This is a genomic window from Streptomyces marokkonensis, from assembly GCF_039539045.1.
Taxonomy (GTDB): Bacteria; Actinomycetota; Actinomycetes; order Streptomycetales; family Streptomycetaceae; genus Streptomyces; species Streptomyces marokkonensis.
On the sequence record NZ_BAABCQ010000154.1, the window covers coordinates 1 to 18819 of the forward strand.

15 protein-coding genes and 3 pseudogenes are annotated in these 18819 nt (G+C 70.0%); 5 read left to right on the forward strand and 13 right to left on the reverse strand.

From position 1 onward, the window contains the following. Together ABEA26_RS28550 and ABEA26_RS28555 are read left to right on the forward strand one after the other, a co-directional pair. Window positions 1-445 (forward strand): nuclear transport factor 2 family protein (locus ABEA26_RS28550; RefSeq protein WP_345596240.1); only part of this gene is annotated, 445 nt, incomplete at its 5' end. Then, complete coding sequence (locus ABEA26_RS28555; protein ID WP_345596241.1) at window positions 442-675, forward strand: heavy-metal-associated domain-containing protein; 234 nt, start codon at window positions 442-444, stop codon at window positions 673-675. The genes ABEA26_RS28550 and ABEA26_RS28555, both read left to right, overlap by 4 nt. Here the strand turns inward: ABEA26_RS28555 and ABEA26_RS36430 are convergent. The 6 genes and pseudogenes from ABEA26_RS36430 to ABEA26_RS28585 all read right to left on the reverse strand — a co-directional run. Then, window positions 630-862, reverse strand: a pseudogene (locus ABEA26_RS36430) (hypothetical protein); the annotation flags it as partial. The gene ABEA26_RS28555 and the pseudogene ABEA26_RS36430 overlap by 46 nt on opposite strands. Before the next feature lie 452 nt (window positions 863-1314). Next, entirely contained in the window at window positions 1315-2052 is a 738-nt protein-coding gene (locus ABEA26_RS28565; protein ID WP_345596243.1) for a toxin glutamine deamidase domain-containing protein, read from the reverse strand. A gap of 137 nt (window positions 2053-2189) precedes the next feature. Further along, window positions 2190-3086 (reverse strand): nucleoside hydrolase, encoded by an 897-nt coding sequence (locus ABEA26_RS28570; protein WP_345596244.1) that lies wholly within the window; start codon window positions 3084-3086, stop codon window positions 2190-2192. Window positions 3087-3109: 23 nt separating this feature from the next. Next, entirely contained in the window at window positions 3110-3967 is an 858-nt protein-coding gene (locus tag ABEA26_RS28575) for a carbohydrate ABC transporter permease (protein WP_345596245.1), read from the reverse strand. A 2-nt stretch (window positions 3968-3969) separates the two neighbouring features. Next, window positions 3970-4905, reverse strand: coding sequence for a carbohydrate ABC transporter permease (locus tag ABEA26_RS28580; protein WP_345596246.1), 936 nt, complete (start codon window positions 4903-4905; stop codon window positions 3970-3972). After that, window positions 4902-6218, reverse strand: coding sequence for an extracellular solute-binding protein (locus ABEA26_RS28585; protein ID WP_345596247.1), 1317 nt, complete (start codon window positions 6216-6218; stop codon window positions 4902-4904). Before ABEA26_RS28585 ends, ABEA26_RS28580 begins: the two co-directional genes overlap by 4 nt. A gap of 222 nt (window positions 6219-6440) precedes the next feature. On the opposite strand from ABEA26_RS28585, the gene ABEA26_RS28590 reads away from it, so the two are divergent. Beyond that, window positions 6441-7451 carry a LacI family DNA-binding transcriptional regulator gene (locus ABEA26_RS28590; RefSeq protein WP_345596248.1) on the forward strand — a complete coding sequence of 337 codons (1011 nt, stop codon included), beginning with the start codon at window positions 6441-6443 and terminating at the stop codon, window positions 7449-7451. Window positions 7452-8069: 618 nt separating this feature from the next. On the opposite strand, the pseudogene ABEA26_RS28595 reads toward ABEA26_RS28590, so the two are convergent. Next, window positions 8070-8401: pseudogene (locus ABEA26_RS28595) on the reverse strand (IS5 family transposase); the annotation flags it as partial. Between the two features lie 38 nt (window positions 8402-8439). Next, window positions 8440-9321: an NAD(P)-dependent oxidoreductase gene (locus tag ABEA26_RS28600; protein ID WP_345596249.1), complete on the reverse strand. Its 882-nt coding sequence runs from the start codon at window positions 9319-9321 to the stop codon at window positions 8440-8442. A gap of 108 nt (window positions 9322-9429) precedes the next feature. Here ABEA26_RS28600 and ABEA26_RS28605 point away from each other — a divergent pair, with 108 nt between their 5' ends. Then, window positions 9430-10002: a TetR/AcrR family transcriptional regulator gene (locus ABEA26_RS28605; RefSeq protein WP_345596250.1), complete on the forward strand. Its 573-nt coding sequence runs from the start codon at window positions 9430-9432 to the stop codon at window positions 10000-10002. 45 nt (window positions 10003-10047) lie between these two features. Beyond that, window positions 10048-11271: pseudogene (locus ABEA26_RS28610) on the forward strand (IS4 family transposase). Between the two features lie 329 nt (window positions 11272-11600). On the opposite strand, the gene exaC reads toward ABEA26_RS28610, so the two are convergent. The 5 genes from exaC to xylB all read right to left on the reverse strand — a co-directional run bounded on the left by exaC (window position 11601) and on the right by xylB (window position 18669). Next, window positions 11601-13124 (reverse strand): acetaldehyde dehydrogenase ExaC, encoded by a 1524-nt coding sequence (gene exaC, locus ABEA26_RS28615; protein ID WP_345596251.1) that lies wholly within the window; start codon window positions 13122-13124, stop codon window positions 11601-11603. Between the two features lie 148 nt (window positions 13125-13272). After that, window positions 13273-14532, reverse strand: a complete 1260-nt coding sequence (locus ABEA26_RS28620) for a GAF domain-containing protein (RefSeq protein ID WP_345596252.1) — start codon at window positions 14530-14532, stop codon at window positions 13273-13275. 120 nt (window positions 14533-14652) lie between these two features. Next, on the reverse strand, window positions 14653-15258 hold the full coding sequence (locus ABEA26_RS28625; RefSeq protein ID WP_345596253.1) for an N-acetylmuramoyl-L-alanine amidase: 606 nt from the start codon (window positions 15256-15258) through the stop codon (window positions 14653-14655). 415 nt (window positions 15259-15673) lie between these two features. Continuing rightward, a complete protein-coding gene (locus ABEA26_RS28630) occupies window positions 15674-16882 on the reverse strand; it encodes an ROK family protein (RefSeq protein ID WP_345596254.1) in 1209 nt (402 codons plus the stop codon). A gap of 341 nt (window positions 16883-17223) precedes the next feature. Continuing rightward, the gene (xylB, locus tag ABEA26_RS28635; RefSeq protein WP_345596255.1) at window positions 17224-18669 is read right to left on the reverse strand and encodes a xylulokinase; all 1446 of its coding nucleotides are present in this window, start codon (window positions 18667-18669) and stop codon (window positions 17224-17226) included. Window positions 18670-18819: the final 150 nt, after the last annotated feature.

Sequence of the window (18819 nt, forward strand, 5' to 3'; positions counted from 1 at the left end):
CATGAGTCCGTTCAACCGCACCGACCCCAAGCAGTTCATTGCCGATTTCTATACGTCCTTCCACAACGACCTCCTGGACAGCGACGAGGGCCCGGGAGTGATCGTCGACCGTTATCACACACCGGACATCGTCCAGATCGCCGACGGACACCGGATGGACCGCGACAAGCTCATCGCGCACACTCGCCCGGTGCGCAAGAACCGGCCCAGCGGTCGCTGGGATGTGCACGAAGCGCTGGTGAACGGGGATCGGATCGCCGTCCGGTCCACCTTGTACGTACGGAACCGCAGTAGAGACCTCGCCATCGAGACTCACATGTTCGCGCAGTTCACGGATGACGGACGGATGCGCCAGGCGCACATACTCACCCACACCCTCCCAGCGGACACCGGACCGGTTCAGCCGACGCCAGAGGTGTCCGAAGGGCAGGTACGGCCGGCATGACCAAGAGCACCTACACCGTGAGCGGAATGGTCTGCGAGCACTGCGCAGGCTTCGTCTCCGAAGAGATCGAGCACCTCGTCGGCGTCACCGCCGTGGTGGTGAACGTCGGTAGCGGTACGGTCACGGTGACCAGCGACAGAGATCTCGACGTCGCGGACGTGCGCACTGCGGTCGAGGAAGCCGGCTATGAACTCAACGACCGGTTCGGCCAGAGATCTTCAATGAGCTGAGGATGCGGCGGTTGGAAATCGCGGCCGGGGTTGGCGGTGAGGCCATTGATGAGGCCGGGTCGGCCTGACATCCCTTTGAGTCGGGTCTTCACAGCGCGGTGAGCTGGTCGAGGCTGTGTTTGGTGCGGTTGGCCAGAGACCGCTTCGGGTGCGACCACATGCCCTCGACCGGATTGAACTCGGGCGCGAGCGTCAGACCTGCTCTTGGCGCGATCTGACACCGTTCGACCTCCGGGGCACTGCCCACGGGGTCCGCTTGCATCATGGCCCCGACCCGCGGTTCAGGTTGGCTTTCCGGCAGATGTGTGGCATTGCTTGACCGGTGGATGCGCGTGGCGGTGTCGCAACCACCGGCCCGGTTTCTCAGTTGGTCGGAAGAGGTCGAGCTGGGCGGACTCGGTTGCGCCCAGCATGCGGCACTCCCCGGTTTCCCCGTCGACGCGGACGTAGCCCGTGCCGATGGCCATGTCCCGGAGGTCTCCGGTGCGGAGGTGGGCGACTGACTGGGAGTCGAAGTAGAAGGCGGTTCCCACCTGGGCGCGCGCTCTCCCTCGACGAGCGCGAAGGCCATGCCCTCGTGGGTGACCTTCTGGTCCAGGAACTGCCTGGCCAGCCTGGTTGCCTCTTCCATGTCCAACATCAGTCAGTCCTCAGGAGGGAGAAGTTGCGCCATGTTGAGAGATCGGCGTGGCCCGATTGGCCGTCCAGAAAGACCACGTCTCCCTTGATGTTGACCACGTTGAACACGTGAGCTCGCCGCCCCTTCTGGCCCATTGCGATACCTCGGGCACCGTTTCCCGCGTTCTTGGTCTCATTGAGCTGCTCCGTGATCGGGGTCTTGCAGGGGATGCCTCCGTACCCCCTGGCGACGCCGCCGCCTCCAGGTCCGAACCGCAGGTTCCCCACATTGAGGACCGACGCGGTCTCGGGGGCGACGGCCGTCCGGCGCCATCCGGTCAGCCCGCCGATCCCCCACGAGCAGGATCTGTTTGGTGAGCTCTTCGGTCGCTTCGGTGTACAGGTCGGCGAGGGCGTCGCAGCCTTGTTGGCGAAGCATGCGCTCGGCGCGGTACAGCCGGTAGGCGGGGCGTACCGGCAGGTACTTGTCGACGAACGCGCCGACACCGCCGTTCCGACCGGTGAGCGCGTTGTAGGCGTCTCCGAGAAGGACGAAGGGGGACTAGGTCTTCGACGAAGCCGTCGCCGAAGATGCTCGCCGCCTCGCCGAGCCTGTCGACGCGGTCGTTGTTCGGGTCGTCGGGAGACAGACCGCTGGGGTCCGTCAGGAGAGCGGCGACGTTGTCGGTGTATGCGTACGGTGGGCCGTCCCCCGGTGCTACATGGCACAGGTGGTGGAGACCGTCCAGGGACGTCCATGCCAGTCCAGTGCGGGCATGGAATTGCAGGTCAGAGCCTCCACCAGACCCGGAGCGGTTCACAACGCGCAGAGGCCTTCTTCTCCGAGGTTCTCGGAGGGATGTCGGAGCCTGCCGTCTGCGGAGAGCAGGACGTTCCTAGGAAGCGGTGGCAGTGGTTCCCGCACGCTCGATGCGGGCGACGATCTCCTCGGCCACCTGGTCCAGGTCGGCGTCGACGACGAGGCGGACGTGGCCCGACGGATCGCGGTGGAAGGCGGTGACACCCTCGTCGTCGACAGTGACCGTACCGGGCTCGGTCTCGTACAGATCGGGGCGGAGCATCGACAGGGCGGTGATCGGGTCGTGCGGGACGCTCCAGCCCTCGCCGGTGAAGCCGGTCCAGGCGTCGATCTCGCGGGCGAGCGCGACGCCGTAGGGGCCGGCCGCGCGGATGCGTTCGATGCCGTCGCGGCCGATCCGTACCCGACGGGTGGTCTCGATGCCGGTGATCACGGTGGGGATGCCGGCGGCGAAGACCTCGCGCGCGGCGGTGACGTCGCTGACGATGTTGTGCTCGGGCTCGGCATCCGGCCCGAAGTGGCCGCCCATGAGGTAGAGCGTGCGGATGGCTTCGGCGAAGCCCGGCGCGTGGGCGATCGCGCGGGCCAGGTTGGCCTGCGGGGCGATGCCCATGACGTCGAGCTCGCCGGGGCGGGCGAGGACGGCCCGGGCGAGGAAGCGGTCGGCGGGTACGCCTTCGCGTACGGGCTCCGTCTCCAGGTCGGTGAAGGCGCTGCCCTCGTGTCCGGCCCACCACACCTCCTTGCCGGAGAGGGTGTCCTCGGCACCCGGCACCACGGTCAGCTCGTGTCCGGCGAGGGATGCGAGGCGGTGGGCGAGGCGGGCGCGCAGCAGAGTGTCGCCGTAGACGGTGGTGACGGCCTCGACTCGGACGGCGGCAGGCGAGCCGAGCAGCACGCCGAGCGCAAGTGCGTCGTCGACGTCGCTGCCGATGTCGGTGTCGAGGAGGACGTGGTGGAGCGGGGTGGTCATGCGTGGGGTCCTTACTTGGGCCGTTACTTGAGGCCGCTGCTCGCGACGGACTGGGTGAAGTGGCGCTGCAGTCGCAGCAGGACGACCAGCGGGATGACGGTGAGGACGACGGCGGCCGCGAAGACCTGCCCGTAGTCGACGACCATCTGGCCCTGGAGCGTGCCGAGCGCGATGGGGCCGAGCTGCTTGGACGGTTCGGTGCCGATCAGCAGGGGCCACATGTACGACTGCCACTGGAAGGTGAAGAGGGTGAGACCCGCGCCGATCAGCGCGGGGCGCGACAGCGGTAGGTGGATGCGCGTGAAAACGCCCCACCAGCTGAGGCCGTCGATACGGGCGGCCTCGACAAGCTCCTTCGGTACGGCGAGGAAGAACTGGCGCAGCAGGAAGATGGCCAGGCCGTTTCCGATGCCGGGCAGGATCAGGCCCGCGTACGTGTTCTGCAGGTTCCAGTCGCGGAACAGGGACGACAGCGGGATCGCGATCGCGTCGAACGGAATCATGAAGCTGAGCAGGATCACGGCGAAGACCAGACCGCGCCCTGGGAACTCGAAGACCGACAGGCCGAACGCGGCGCTCGCCGAGACCAGTAGCCCGAGCGAGACGGTGACGGCCGCGACCAGCACCGAGTTGAGCACGGCGCGCCCGAACTCGCCCTGGAACAGGGTGACGTAGTTGTGCAGTGTCGCGTCGGTGGGGATCAGGGAGCGCCAGGACAGCTCGTCGAGGCTTCCGAGGACGTGGGAGCCGGGGCGAAGGGAGCCCGCGAGGACCCACAGCAGCGGCAGCGCGAACAGCACGCCGATCACGACGGCGGCGATCGCCGGCATGTGCCGGGCCGCAGAGGGACGGCGGCCCGTGGAGCGGTGAAGCGTCGTCATGGCTACTCCTCCTCCTTGCCCTGCATCAGCCGGTACTGGACGGCGACGACGGCGAGGGTGAGTGCGACGAGCAGCACCACCTCGGCCTGGGCGTAGTGGATGTCGCCGACGCTGTAGGCCCGGCGGAAGACGTCGTACATGAGCAGGTTGGTGGAGCCCTCGGGACCGCCGCCGGTGAGCAGCTGGACCGGTGCGAACACCAGGAAGTTGGAGACGGTGTCGGCGACGAGGACGAAGGCGAGCGGGCGGCGCAGCAGGGGCAGCGTGACGTGCACGAAGCGCTGCCAGGCGTTCGCGCCGTCCATGGCGGCTGCGTCGTACGTCTCCTGCGGGATGTCCTGAAGGCCCGCGATGAGGAACGTCATCCAGTAGCCGACGCCGACCCAGCTCATCAGTACGATCAGCGCGTACAGCGCCTGCGTCGGGCTGGTGAGGAACGGCTGGGAGGGCAGGCCGAAGACACCCAGGAGCGCGTTGAGCGGGCCCTCGGGGCGGTAGAGGATGCCGAAGATCACGGCGGAGACAGCGGGCGGCACCGCGATCGGCGCGAAGACGAGTGAGCGCCAGAAGCGGACGCCCGAGAAGCGCCGGTTGAACAGGACGGCGAGGCCGAGCGCGCACAGCACCTGGAGTGGGTTGACGATCACGCTGAAGAGCAGGGTGACGCGCACGCTCTGCCAGAACTGCGGGTCGCCGAAGAGGTCGCCGTAGTTGTCGAGGCCGACGAAGCGGGTGACGCCGTCGACGAGGCTGTGATGGCGCAGGCTGTCGACGACCGCTAGTCCGGCGGGCAGCAGCCGCAGGACGAGCAGCGCGAGCAGTGCCGGGGCCAGGAAGGCGAGCGCGGTGCGGGCCTGGGCGCGGGTGCGGCGGCGCGCGGCGGGCTTCGGGTCGGTGGGGCGCCCGGGGGTGCTTGGGAGCCGGGTGGTGCTCGTCATCGCAGTCGCTCCCAGGTGCGCACCAGTTCGTCCGAGGCCTTGGCGAGCCGGGGCTCCGCGGGCGAGCCGTTGCGGATGTCGGAGAAAGCGGAGGCCAGGACGGTCTCGAACTGGGTGTAGCCGACGGAACGCGGGCGGCTGACGGCCGTGTGCTCCAGCTCGTGCCGCATGATCGTGGCGACTCCCTCGGTGGACTTCGTGGCCTGCTCGTCCAGGCGTGCGGCGTACGCGTCGAAGGCGGCGCGGTGGGCCGGGATCAGCGGGGACGCGGCGACCGTGGCGAGGCTGCCCGCGGTGGTCAGTGAGGCATATTCCATGAACTTCAGGCCCACCTCCTGGCGGCCGCTGTACGGGTTGAGGCCCCAGGACCAGGAATCGGTCGGGGTGACAGGGCGGCCGCCCTCGAAGTGCGGCTGTGGCGCCGTGCCCCAGGCGAACTCCTTCAGGCCGGCGAAGGCGCCCAGGTTCCACGGACCCCCGACGAAGAACGGCACCTTGCCCGAGGTGAAGAAGGACGCCAGCTGGAACGAGGTGACGCCGCGCGGCGAGAGGCCGTCCGCGAACAGGTCGTGGTACCAGCGTGACGCCCTCACCCAGCCGTCCGTCGTGACGGCGGGCGAGAGCATGTCCTCACCGGTGATGCCGGATCCGCCGCCGAGGGACTCGACCAGCGGCTGCAGGCCGTAGTACGCGTCCGTCTGTTCCAGGATCAGGGCGTACTCGCAGCCCGCCAGCTTCACGGCACGGCGCCCGGCATCGAGGATCCTCTCCCAGGTCCAGCGCTCGGCGGGGTCCGCGGACGGGACGCCGACGCCCGCCTTATTCAGCAGGTCGGCGTTGTAGAAGAGGTACTGGGTGGAGGTCCACACCGGGAGCGCGCGCAGGGTGCCCTCCCAGGAGCTGATCTCGTACTGCTCCGTCGTGACGGCCGCGCGGGCCCGCCGGCCGACGCCGTTCAGGTCGGTGAGGAAGCCGCGGGCGCTGAGCGCGGGGACGCGAGGCTGATCGACGCAGTACACGTCGATGGCCGAGTCCTTTGCGGACAGCCGCAGCTGGAGGACGTCGTTGAGCTGCGCGGGCGGCACGGCGGTGTACGCGACCCGCAGCCCCGGGTGCGCCTTCTCGAAGCCCCGGATGACCGGCCGGAACGTCTCCGGGGTTTCGGGGCCGAGGAACCGCACGGTCCGGCCGGGGTCGCCGGACGCGTCGGAAAAGCATCCCGTGAGGGCCGCGCCGGAGGCGGTGGCGGCGAGGGCCGCGGCGAGCAGCGTTCTGCGGCTGAGCGGGCGCGCGGCGCCCGGGGAGCGGTTCATGGCGACCACTCTGCATCGGGTGGAGCCCCGGGAAAGGGTGCTATGACCATCACACTTCCAAATCGTTTTGCATCACGGGGATGAGAAGAGGGCAGGCAGGAATAGGCGCACGTGATTGCGCCGCACCTTGATGGCGAGCACGATACAAAACGTTTTGCGTTCTGGGTAGGGTGATACCGACCACGGCGCCGCACGGGCGCCGCCGACGACCGGGAGGCGGATGTGCACGGTTCGGGCCGCGTCAAGATCGTGGACGTGGCGGCCGCCGCCGGGGTCAGCGTGACGACGGTGTCGCATGTGATCAGCGGCCGCCGCCCGGTGTCGGCGACCACCCGCGCCCGGGTCGAGGACGCCGTGCGCCGCCTCGGTTACCAGGCCGACCCGTCGGCGCGCGGCCTGCGCACCCAGCGCACCGACACCATCGGGCTCGTCGTCCCGGACATCACCAACCCGTTCAACACCGAGTTGGCCGCCGGCATCCAGGCCATCGCGTACGCCCGCGGCCTACTGACGGTGGTGTGCGAGGCGCCCATGACGGACGGTCCGCAACTCCCGTCAGTACTGAGTCAGTTGATCGCGCGACGGCTCGACGGCATCGTGCTCGGGCGGTTCGGCGCACAGCGCGCGGACCTCGACCGGATCGCCGGTTCCGGGGCCAGCCTGGTCCGCCTCGGCACGCGGATCGCCGACGGTCCCGGCGATGTGGTGCGCGGCGCGGAGACCGAGGGCATGCGAGATCTGGTCCGGTATCTCGTGGGTGAGCGCGGCTACCGGCGGATCGGCTTCATCGGCGGCGAGGCGGGCGTCGAGCCGGGCGGCGAGCGCTACGAGGGGTATCGGCAGGCGCTCACCGAGGCGGGGCGGACCCTGCCGGAGGAACTGGCCGTGTGGACGGGCTTCACACGGGAGGGCGGGCGCGCCGGGGCGGCCCTCCTCCTCGACGCCACCGAGCCGCCGGACGCCGTGGTGTGCGCCAACGACCTGATCGCGATCGGGGTGCTGGACGTCGCGCGTGAGCGGGGGCTCGACGTGCCGGGGCGGCTGGCCGTCACCGGGTACGACGACATCGACGCGGCGTCGATGGTCTCCCCCGCGCTGACGACGGTCGTCAACCCGGCGCGGGAGATCGGCCGTTCGGCGGCCCGGCTGCTCATCGACCGTCTCGACGGGGACGAGGGGCCCGCTCGGCAAGTCGTGCTGACGCATCAGGTGGTACGGCGTGCCTCGGCGTGAACCCGGCCAGTAGCGCGGCACAGTCCGGCGGCGAGGGTGGTCCCGCCGCCGCCGACCTGGTGGGCGTGCGGGCGTCAGAAGGTCGGCAGGGTGGTGGCCGCCCCGGTGTCAGCTCTTCGGCGTTCCTGTCGGCTCGCCCCCGGCCATCGCGCAAGGGGCTTGCAGAGAGCCGTCGTGCCGAACTGATGACGGCGGCTCGCGCAGGAGAGCCGTTCGATCCCCGGGTGGGCCTGCCGGCTTCCGAGCCGCGCGACCTGAAGCGGCGAACCACATGGTTCGTCCTGGCGCGAGAGTACATCGAACAGCGCTGGGACCGAACTTCGGGAAACACTCGCCGCTCACTCACCGATGCGTCGGCCACCATCACGCCGGCTATTGTCGAGTCGGGGGCGGTACACCGGTCGCCTCGGGTGCTGTGACGTGCTCTACTCATGGGTCTGGGGCGCGTTTCGCAACGCGGTCGGGAACTGCGCTGAATCTGGACGCGCTCACCCTCGAACTCGCGCAGCGGCCGTACGCGCTGCGTCACGCAGGCTCTCCGCTGTCGACGGTACCTGACTCACCTCTTGCCTCGCCGTTCTTCGAAGGGCTCGACGACACGAATGAGTCATGCTTGGGTGCCCCGGCGGCATGTTGGTGGGCACGTACTGAGCTGGAATCGATGTTGATGTCCCAGTCAATGTCCCCTGTGGCGTCGGCGACGGCCTGGACGTGCTGCAAGAGCCTGTCCAGGTGCTGTTCGCCGACCACAGCAGGTGCCGCTTGTGGACGGTCTGCCACGGGCCGAATCGTTGGGGCAGTTCACGCCACTGCGCTCCGGTGCCCAGCCGGTGAATGATTCCGTTGATCACTTGGCGGTGGCTGCGCCATCGGCCGCATTGGTTACCACTCACCGGCAACAGCGGCTCCAGCGTGGCCCACTCTTCGTCGGTCAGATCACCTCTGCTGATCATGTTTGGCCGGTGAATTGCTCGTCGGGCCGACGCGGTTACGCCTCGGTCTTCGTCATCAGCTTCACCAGGCTGGAGAAGCTGTCCGCAGCGTGGCCGGCGTCCATGCCCCGCCGGAAGAGGTCAGCGACCGCGGCCGGAAGGACGGTGTCGACGCCCGCGTCGGCATTGGTGTGCAGGACGTGCTCGACGCTGGCCATCCCCATGGCCAGGCGGTCCACGTCGCCCATGTGTTGGCCGGCGTCGATGCGCTCGGAGTAGAAGGAGAAAAATCCCGGCAGTGAGTTCGCGGTCTCCACGGCGTGCGGCAGGACGTCCGCCGCCGTCAGGCCGTTGGCGTCGGCGAGGGCGATGGCCTGCCAGTAGCTCAACATGGAGGTCCAGAACATGACCATGCCGATCTGGTACAGGAGCGCGGCAAGCCCGGGGTCCTCTCCCCGATGGTCGGTCCGTCCCGTGATGACTTCGAGCGCGGTCCGGTGCTGGTCGAAGACCTGACGCGGGCCGCTGTAGAAGGTCGAGGACTCGGCCCGTCCGATTCCGGAGGGCGGCACGGTGACGCCGCCGGTCAACTGGACAGCGCCCCGCTCGGCTGCCCAACGGGCCGCGGCACGGGCCTTTTCCGGTGTGTCCGAGCTGAGGTTTACCAGGGTCCGACCGGTCAGTGCGGCCGAGGCGGGCTCAAGCGTGGCGTACATGGCGTCGTAGTCCGTGAAGCTGAGGATCACCAGCTCGTTGGAAACGAGAGCCTCCTTCACGTTCGGCGCGAGCACCGCCCCACGGGCAACCAGGGCGTCTGCGCGCGACGCGGTGCGGTTCCAGATGGTGACGTCGTATCCGCGGTCGAGGAAGGCGCCGACCATGGCCTGCCCCATGGGGCCAAGGCCGATGACGGTGACCGACTGCTTGGTGCTGCTCATGATGAGATCTCCACCTTCTACTAAAACGAGCGATCTATTTAGGGCGTGGCGAGAAGGTACCACGCTCTAGAGCGAACGCTCTACTCAATTGGCCGCTACGGTGGCTGCATGCAGACCAGTACAAGGGACCGGATCGTCGTCGCTGCATCACGCCTCCTGCAGCGGCAGGGCTACGTCGGCACGGGAATCAAGCAGATCGCCCAGGAGGCGCAGGCCACCCTCGGTTCCGTCTACCACTTCTTCCCGGGCGGCAAGGAGGCCGTCGCCGTCGCCGCGATCAAGCACGGCACGGAGGAATTCGCGACGCTTCTGCGGAAGGCGTTGGACAGTGACGACGACCCGGCGGAGGCTGTGATGGTTTGCGCCCGACAACTCGCCGACGAACTGCGCGAGTCGGGCTGGATCGACGGCTGCCCCGTCACGGCAGCGGCCCTGGAGACACTCGGCACCGACTCGGAGATCCAGCAGGCATGCGCCGACGCACTGCGCGGCTGGGAGCAGTTGGTCCGCGACAAGCTGCTGGGCTGCGGTTTCCCCTCCCAAAGCGCCCGGGAACTGGCGACCACCGTCATCTCCGCCCTGGAAGGTGCCGAAGTCACCGCCCAGGTCAACCGCAGCGAGGAACCACTACAGGTGGTGGGCCGGCAACTCGCCCGCCTCGTACGCTCGTACGAGGTCTAAGGCCAATGCCAGTGACTTAGATGTCGAGGGCTCGTTGGTTGCGGTGTGGCGAGGGTGGGGCAGGTCAGGTCGTCTGCGGTTGAGCGTGTGTCGGACCGGATTGCGATCGGGGTGCTGGCGCGCGCGTTTCCGCCGGGGTTGGTCGATGGGGTGATCGCGGAGACCGGACGGGCCGAGCAGCGCAGTCGGCTGCTGCCGGCCCGGACGGTCGTGTACTTCGTGCTGGCGATGTGCCTGTTCTTCGGCCAGCCGTATGAAGAGGTCGCGCGTCTGCTCGGTGAGGGGCTGCGGGACGGGCGGCGGTCGTGGCAGGTGCCGCCGACCGCCGCGATCGGGCGAGCGCGTCGGCGCCTGGGCGTGAAGCCGTTGAAGGCGCTGTTCGCGCGGGTGTGCCGTCCGGTCGCCGTGCCCGGGACGGCCGGTGCCTGGTATCGGCGCCGGCGTCTGGTGGCTGTGGACGGCATCACCCTGGACCTGGCGGACACCGCGGCCAACGACGGCTTCTTCGGCCGCCCGGGGGTCCGGGCGTGGGGTCGGCGCGTTCCCGCAGGCCAGAGTGGTGGCGCTCGCGGAGTGCGGCACCCATGCCGTGTTCGGCGCGACAGTCGGGCCGCTGTCGGTGAGCGAACAGGCGCTGTCCCGGCGGCTGTTCACCGAGCTGCGGGCGGGGATGCTGTTGCTGGCCGACCGGGGCTTTTACGGGTTCGAGTTGTGGCAGGCCGCCCGGGACAGCGGCGCGGACCTGCTGTGGCGGATGCGCAAGAGCGCGGCCCTGCCCGTCGTGACCGTCCTGGCCGACGGCTCCTACCTCAGCACGGTCCACGCCGGACCGACCGCAAGAGCCGCCGCAGCCCAGTGGTGGTCCGGGTGATCGAGTACACCCTCGCCCGCTCCGGCGACGCCACCGTCTACCGCCTCCTGACCACCCTGCTCGACCCTGAACGGGCACCGGCAAAGGAACTGGCCGCGCTCTACGCCCAGCGCTGGGAGATCGCGGCCGCGCTGGACGAGACCAAAACCCACCAGCGTGGCCCGAAACTCCTCCTGCGCTCGAAGTACCCGTGGGGCGTGGAACAGGAAATCTACGGCTTCCTCCTCGTCCATCACGCCATCCGGCAGCTGATGCACCAGGCCGCCACCGACCACGGTCTCGACCCTGATCGCATGTCCTTCACCCGGTCCCTGTGGATCGTGCGCCGCCAGGTTCCGGCCCAGGCGGCGTTTTCCCCCCGGCAGACTCGCCCGGGCGCTGGTCCGCACCCCCGCTGAGATCACCGAACGCCTGCTGCCCCCACCGGACCTGCCCCCGCGTGGTCAAACGCAAGATGTCCAACTGGCCACTCAAGCGGCCGAACACAGCAACGGAACACCACCCGCACCGGACACCGTCACCATCACTCGACAGGCCAGAACTTAAGTCACCGGCATTGGGCCTAGCCCGGGCTTGGCCCGGAAATGCCCCGGGCCAGCTGGTCAGAGGTGGGAGACGGGTGGGACAAATCAGGAGTTAGGTCGAAATTCGCTTCGCGACTCAGAGTGAGTGTTACAAGGGTGCCTGACGAGGCAAGTTGCCTGGTCATGCACCCCTTTTGGGGTCTCTAGAAGAAGCCCAGCTTCTTCGCGGAGTACGACACCAGCAGGTTCTTCGTCTGCTGGTAGTGCTCCAGCATCATCTTGTGGTTCTCCCGGCCGATCCCCGACTGCTTGTAGCCTCCGAAGGCGGCGTGCGCCGGGTAGGCGTGATAGCAGTTCGTCCAGACACGCCCCGCCTGGATCGCGCGGCCCGCGCGGTAGGCGGTGTTCATGTCGCGGGTCCACACACCGGCGCCGAGACCGTACAGGGTGTCGTTTGCCGTCTTGACCGCGTCGTCGAAGTCGTTGAAGGACGTGACAGACACGACCGGGCCGAAGATCTCCTCCTGGAAGACCCGCATGCGGTTGTGGCCTTCGAAGATCGTCGGTTGGACGTAGTAGCCACCCTTCAAGTCGCCACCATGCTCGACGCGTTCGCCGCCGGTGAGGACTTTGGCGCCCTCCTGCCGGCCGATGTCCAGGTAGGAGAGGATCTTCTCCAACTGGTCGTTGGACGCCTGCGCGCCGATCATCGTGTCGGTGTCCAGGGGGTGCCCCGGCTTGATCAGCTCGGTGCGGGCGACGGCGGCCTCCATGAACTCTGCGTACGTGCCGCGCTGGACCAGCGCCCGCGACGGGCAGGTGCACACCTCGCCCTGGTTGAGCGCGAACATCGTGAAGCCCTCAAGTGCCTTGTCGCGGAAGTCGTCGTCCTGCGCCCAGACGTCGTCGAAGAAGATGTTCGGTGACTTGCCTCCCAGCTCCAGCGTGACCGGCTTGATGTTCTCCGACGCGTACTGCATGATCAGCCGCCCGGTCGTGGTCTCCCCGGTGAACGCGACCTTCGCCACTCGCGGGCTGGACGCGAGCGGTTTGCCCGCCTCCGCACCGAAGCCGTTGACGATGTTCAGGACGCCGGGCGGCAGCAGGTCCGTGACCAGGCTCAGCCAGTAGTGGATCGAGGCCGGGGTCTGCTCGGCGGGCTTCAGGACCACTGCGTTGCCGGCGGCGAGAGCCGGGGCCAGCTTCCAGGTGGCCATCAGGATCGGGAAGTTCCACGGGATGATCTGCGCGACCACGCCCAGCGGTTCGTGGAAGTGGTACGCGACGGTGTCGTCGTCGACTTCGCCGAGTGAGCCCTCCTGAGCGCGGATCGCGCCCGCGAAGTAGCGGAAATGGTCGATGGCGAGCGGGATGTCGGCCGCCAGCGTTTCGCGTACCGGCTTTCCGTTCTCCCAGCTCTCGGCGACCGCCAGTCGCTCCTGGTTGGCCTCCATACGCTCGGCGATCTTCAGCAGGATGTGCGAACGCTCGGTCACCGATGTGCGGCCCCACCCCGGGGCGGCCTCGTGCGCCGCGTCGAGCGCCCGCTCCACGTCCTCCGCCGTACCGCGCGCGACCTCCGTGAACGGCTGACCGTTCACCGGTGACGGATTCTCGAAGTACTGCCCGCGCACCGGCCGCACGTACTCGCCGCCGATGAAGTGGTCGTAGCGCGACTGATAGGAGGCGATCGCGCCCTCGGTGCCGGGTGCCGCGTAACGGGTCATCCTGTCTGCCTCCCTCGTCGAGTGCCGCCCGCCGTTGGACAGCCCCGCGCCAGGCTAGGCAGCGGGACGTTGCGGGGACGTTGCACGTGCGGTGGGCACCGACCGCTAGCCGGGGACCGGGCCGGGACCGGCCCGCGTCCATGGACAGTCACCAGGCGTTCGGCGCCGCCAGCTCGGACTCCAGCGCGGCGAGCCGGGCCCGGACCGCCGGCGTGGGCCGGACCGCGGTGAGTGCGCGCCACACGTCGAGGTGGTCCTCACCCCACGGCGCGTACGCCCAGTCGGCGAGCAGGTCCGGATCGCGGCAGGCGATCAGTGCGGCGCGCAGCCCGTCGGCGAGTCGGCGCCGGAGCCGTACCACTGCCGGAGCCCGGGAGCCGGGCAGCAGCGGACCGGTGTAGACAGCCGCGGCCCCCGTCACCGCACCGGCCCGCAGACGACGCTCCACGACGGTGGCGTCCGACTCGACGGGCAGCGCGAGCCGGTACGGTCGGGACGCCAGCCGACCGGGTCCCAGTATCCCGCGCAACCGCGCCAGTTCGGCACGCAGGGTCACGGGCGGCACCGCCTCGTCCTCGTACAGCGCGCACAGCAACTCGTCGCCGGTCAGGCCCTCCGGGTGGTGGGCCAGCAGCACGACGATCTCACTGTGCCGCCGGCTCAGCCGGACTCGGCGGCCGTCCGCGCTCAGCAGGGCCTCGTCACGGCCCAGCGCGGTCAGCTCGGCGGCCTCGGCCGAGGACCGTTGCGGGGTGGACAGCGCCAGTTGCGACTCGGCGGCACGCGCGACAGCCTGGACGAAGCCCAGACTGTGCGGATGCGCCAGACCGTCCCCGCCGGTGATGTCCACGGCACCGAGCACCCGCCCGGTGCGGGGATCGTGCACCGGAGCAGCCGCGCACGTCCACGGCTGGACCCGTCGTATGAAGTGCTCGGCCGCGAAGACCTGTACCGGCCGGCCCAGGGCCACCGCCGTGCCCGGGGCGTTCGTCCCGACCGCGGACTCCGCCCACCGGGCACCGGGCACGAAGTTCATCCGCCCCGCCCGGCGCCGGGTGGCCGGATGCCCCTCGACCCAGAGCAGTCTGCCGTGCGCGTCGCACACCGCGAGCAGGTGCTCGCCGTCCGCGGCGAACGTGCCCAGGAGCTCTCGGACCAGAGGCATCACCCGTGCCAGCGGATGCTCGGCCCGGTAGGCGCCGAGGTCACCGTCCATGAGCTCCACGCTCGCGGTGCCGTCCGGGCCGACGCCTGCCCGGACCGAGCGCCGCCAGGAATCCGCCACCACGGCACGCACGGGGCGCGGCACCGTCCCCGCCTCGGTGAACGTGTCGTGTGCGCGCCGCAGTGTCCGCGCTCGTTCGACGGGGTCGGCCCCCGGTTCCAGAGCCAGCCATGAATCAGTCAACTCGGCCTCCCCGGACGGTGAAGCTGTCGGTGCTGCGACGGGGACATCGTCACTCCGCCAACTGGCGCGGACAACCTCTTCGACCATCCGGATCTCCCAGGGGGTGCGGCACGGCGGCGGTCAAACGAAGTTGACCAGTCTGATGTAGCGGGTCCAGTCCCACAGGGGCCCCGGATCCGTGTGGTCGCTGCCCGGCACCTCGTGGTGCGCGATGATGTGGGCGCGGTCCTTGGGGATGCCGTAAGTGGCGCAGATCGCCGCAGTGAGCCGGGCCGACTGCTCGTACAGGGCGTTGGTGAAGTATTCGGGCCGGTCCACCCAGCCCTCGTGTTCGATTCCGATGCTGCGGGTGTTGTAGTCCCAGTTCCCGGCGTGCCAGGCGATGTCCGCCTCACGGACACACTGCGCCACGTGCCCGTCGGAGGACCGGACGACGTAGTGCGCGGACACCTGCTTCTCCGGGTTGCGGAAGATGGAGAGGGTGTCGGCGTACGTCTCCTGTGTGACGTGTACGACCACGCGGTCGACGGAATAGGCCGTGGGGCGGCTCGACCGGCTGTAGTTGGACGTAGTCGCCGGCTGCCATTCGGCGGAGGGGTAGTCGACGGCCCGGGGCCGTGCGGCGGCCGGTGCGCCGGAGAACAGGGCATACGGGACGGTGGCGAGCGCGGCGCCCTTCAGAAGCCGTCGCCTGGTCGGAATCGGTGCTGTCCTTTCCCTATCCATGGGGACTGCCCTTTCGTCGGTGGGGCCCCTCGGGCCCCTTGTGTGTGAGGGGTGCTCAGCTGTGCGCGTGGCAGAGACGGAGGTCGCTGAAGCGGACGTTCGCCGACTGTCGGGCGAGGGGCGTCCGCGCGAATCACCGTACGGCGAACGGGGATTGCGCAGAAGGGTGCCGCGCCGTTCCGTGGACAGCCGCCGCTCTGTGGACACCGCGCTCACTCGATCGAGTGGCGAGGGTGTGGACCGAGGCAATCGAGGCGCTTCCTGGCGGGTGCCGTCGGCCGGCTCGGCCCCTGCGGCCGTCGCGGAGCCAGGGGCGGATTGCTCCGTATTCGACACGGGGACGGCTTCGGGTTTTGCTCGGTGTCCGACACAGGGGCGGGGCCGGGCTCACTCCGTAACCGTCACCAGACCTGGTTCAAGCCCGCTCCGCCACCATCGCGGGGTCGTCCAGGACAGCCCGTACGACCGAGTGCGCGGCGCCGAGCAGAGGCCCCTCGGAGCCCAGCTCCGACACGGTGACCGGGCAGGCCGGGCCTGCCGTGCGCCGGGCCAGTTCGTCCCGCAGCGCGGGCAGCAGCCACGGTGCGAGTCCGGCCAGGGCTCCGCCCAGTACCACGCTCTCGGGGTCGAGCAGGTTGACGGCCCCGGTCAGCGCGATGCCGAGCGCCGTACCCGCCTCGCGCAGCGCACGCCGCACGGCCTCGTCGCCCTCCGCGGCACGCCCCGCGAGCAGCCCCACACGATCCTCGCCCGCCTCCACGCCGGCCGCGCGCAGCACCGCCTTCTCACCGGCGTACTGCTCCAGGCACCCTCGCCCGCCGCAGGCGCACTCCGGTCCGTCGGGGCTGACCGGCATGTGACCCAACTCGCCGGCGAACCCCCGGAAACCGCGCAGCAGCCGCCCGTCGACGACCACGGCCGCGCCGATGCCGATCTCGGCCGAGACATGCAGGAAGTCCCGTGGAGTGCCGTCACCGAGCCAGAGCTCGGCGAGCGCGCCGAAGTTGGCCTCGTTGTCCACGATCAGCGGCAGGTCATCGGGCAGTCGTGCACCCAGATCCGCGTCGTGCCAGTCCAGGTTCGGAGCACGTACGACGGTACGGGCGTCTCGCGCCACGAGACCCGGCACGGCGACCGCGAGCCCGGCCGGCCACAGCCCCTCTGCCTCCACCTCCGAGACGACCTGCCGCACCAGACCGGTGAGCTGCTCGGTCACAGGCCCGAGCGAGCGACCCCGGTTGCTGCCGTACCGCACGACACGCGACCGCAACCGGCCACGCAGGTCGACCGCGCAGACCGCGAGGTGGTCGACGCCGACCTCTGCCCCGATACCGGCCGGGCCCTGCGCGCTGACGGCGAGCGCCGACCCGGGCCGCCCCACCCGGCCGGGACGCTCGGGCCCCAGCTCCTCGAGCAGTCCCGAGCGGATGAGCTCGTCCACGAGGGTCGACACTGCCGCACGCGTCAGCCCGATCCGTGAGGCGACGGCTGCCCGGGACAGCGGACCCTCGGCGCTGACGGTGTGCATCACCCGGGCGAGGTTGCGGCGGCGCATGCCCTGCTGGGTGTCCGGCAGCGCGCGTCCGGTGCGGGTCGGGTGTGCTTCGTGCGGCGGTGCGGTCATGCCTCCGTCAGTCCTTGGTCGGTCTTCGGTCGGTCTTCGGTCGGTCTTCGGTCGATCCGTTCCTTGGCCACGTGCTTCGGCCGGCGCGGGGCGCCGGACGTCCGCGTCGTCTTCGACGGTGCCCGGCGGGCGGCGGCCGGGGGCGCCGTCAGTGAGACAGCCGGGGACGCCCATCGGTGACGCACTCCGTCGGTGAGCGTGGTCGTGGTCCACGCTTCCCCCCCCCGCCGAAGTGTCCGCATCGGCCGCCCTGGCACACCGACGCGCCTCCGTACCGGGGCGCCCCGCCGGAACAGCCCGTGACAGTGTCCGTCGGTGGCGTCGCCCGCGTGAGCGTCTCCTCAGCGGGAGTCCGCGTTCGGTTCCAGCAGCGGTGCCGCGTCGGAGAGTACCCCGCTGATCCTGGTCAGTGTCTCCTCGTCCCGCTCCACGGCGTCGAGCACCGGCCCGGCGGCCGTTTTCCAGCGCCGGGCGACCGCCGCCGCGTCCTCGCCGGTCAGCAGGCCGGTCGCCTGTGCCGCGGCGCCGAGGGCGACCAGCTCCCTGGCCTCGGGGATCTGGACAGGGCGCCCCGACAGCCGTCGTACGGTCTGTTGCCAGGCAGCCCCGCGGGCGCCGCCGCCGATCAGCAGCAGTGGCGCGGACGGGTCCGCGTCGGTGTCGAGGACGAGGTCGAGGGCGCCGAGCAGCGAGTGGACGGCGCCGTCGTACGCGGCCTGGAGCAACTGGCCCGCGGTTGTGTCGTGGCGCAGGCCGTACAGGAGGCCGGAGGAGTGCGGCAGGTTCGGGGTGCGCTCGCCGTCCAGGTAGGGCAGGAGCGTGACATCGGTGCCCGGTTCGACGGCTTCCCGGTCCAGGCCCAGCAGGGCCGCGACGCGGTCGACGGCGAGCGTGCAGTTGAGGGTGCAGGCCAGCGGCAGCCAGTCGCCGCGAGCGTCGGCGAAGCCCGCCACGGTGCCGGTCGGGTCGGCTGCGCGGCGCTGCGACACGGCGTACACGGTGCCGGACGTGCCGAGGCTCATCACCGGCATGCCGGGGCGCAGGCCGAGACCCAGCGCGGCGGCCGCGTTGTCACCGGTGCCGGCGGCGACCAGGGTGCCCTTGGCGAACGGCAGGCCGTGGCCGTCGCGCACGGTGCCGGCCACTTCCCCGGGCCGGACCACGCGGGGCAGCGACGCGGGATCGAGTCCCACGCGCGCGAGGATCTCCTCGTCGTACGATTCCGTGCCGGACGCCCACCAGCCGGTGCCGGACGCGTCGCCGCGGTCGGTGGTCCCCTCGCCGGTGAGGCGCTCGGTGAGGTAGTCGTGGGGCAGGCGTACGGACTTCGCCGCACGAGCCGCCTCCGGCTCGTGCTCGGCCAGCCAGGCCCACTTGGTGACCGTGAACGAGGCGCTGGGCACGCTGCCCGTGCGCTCCGCCCAGGCCTTGGGGCCGCCCAGTTCCTCGACCAGGCGGCGGGCCTGCGGGGCCGAGCGCACGTCGTTCCACAGCAGGGCCGGGCGCACCGGGTCGCCCTGGGCGTCCAGCATGACGAGTCCGTGCTGCTGCCCGCCGATCGACACCGCGGAGGCCTCGCGCGCGACGTCACCGCACTGGCGCAGGGCCTCGCACAGCGCTTCCCACCACTGGCGCGGATCGCTTTCGCGGCCTGCTCCGGTGGACACGGTGTGGGGCGCCTGACCGCTCGCGACGACCTGGCCGGTGGCCGCGTCGACGACCAGCGCCTTGGTGGACTGGGTGGACGTGTCCACGCCGACGACGAGCGGACCCTCGGCTGCTGACATCGGGTTTCTCCCTCTTCCGCGGCTCTGCGGGATCTGACTGGGCTGTCTGGACGGACCTGCGTTGAGCAGGGGTTTCGCGGTTCTTCTGGCCCTCGGTATCCGGACGTCACTCCTTCGGGGACACCTTGTGCCTTCCCAGGACCGTGTGTG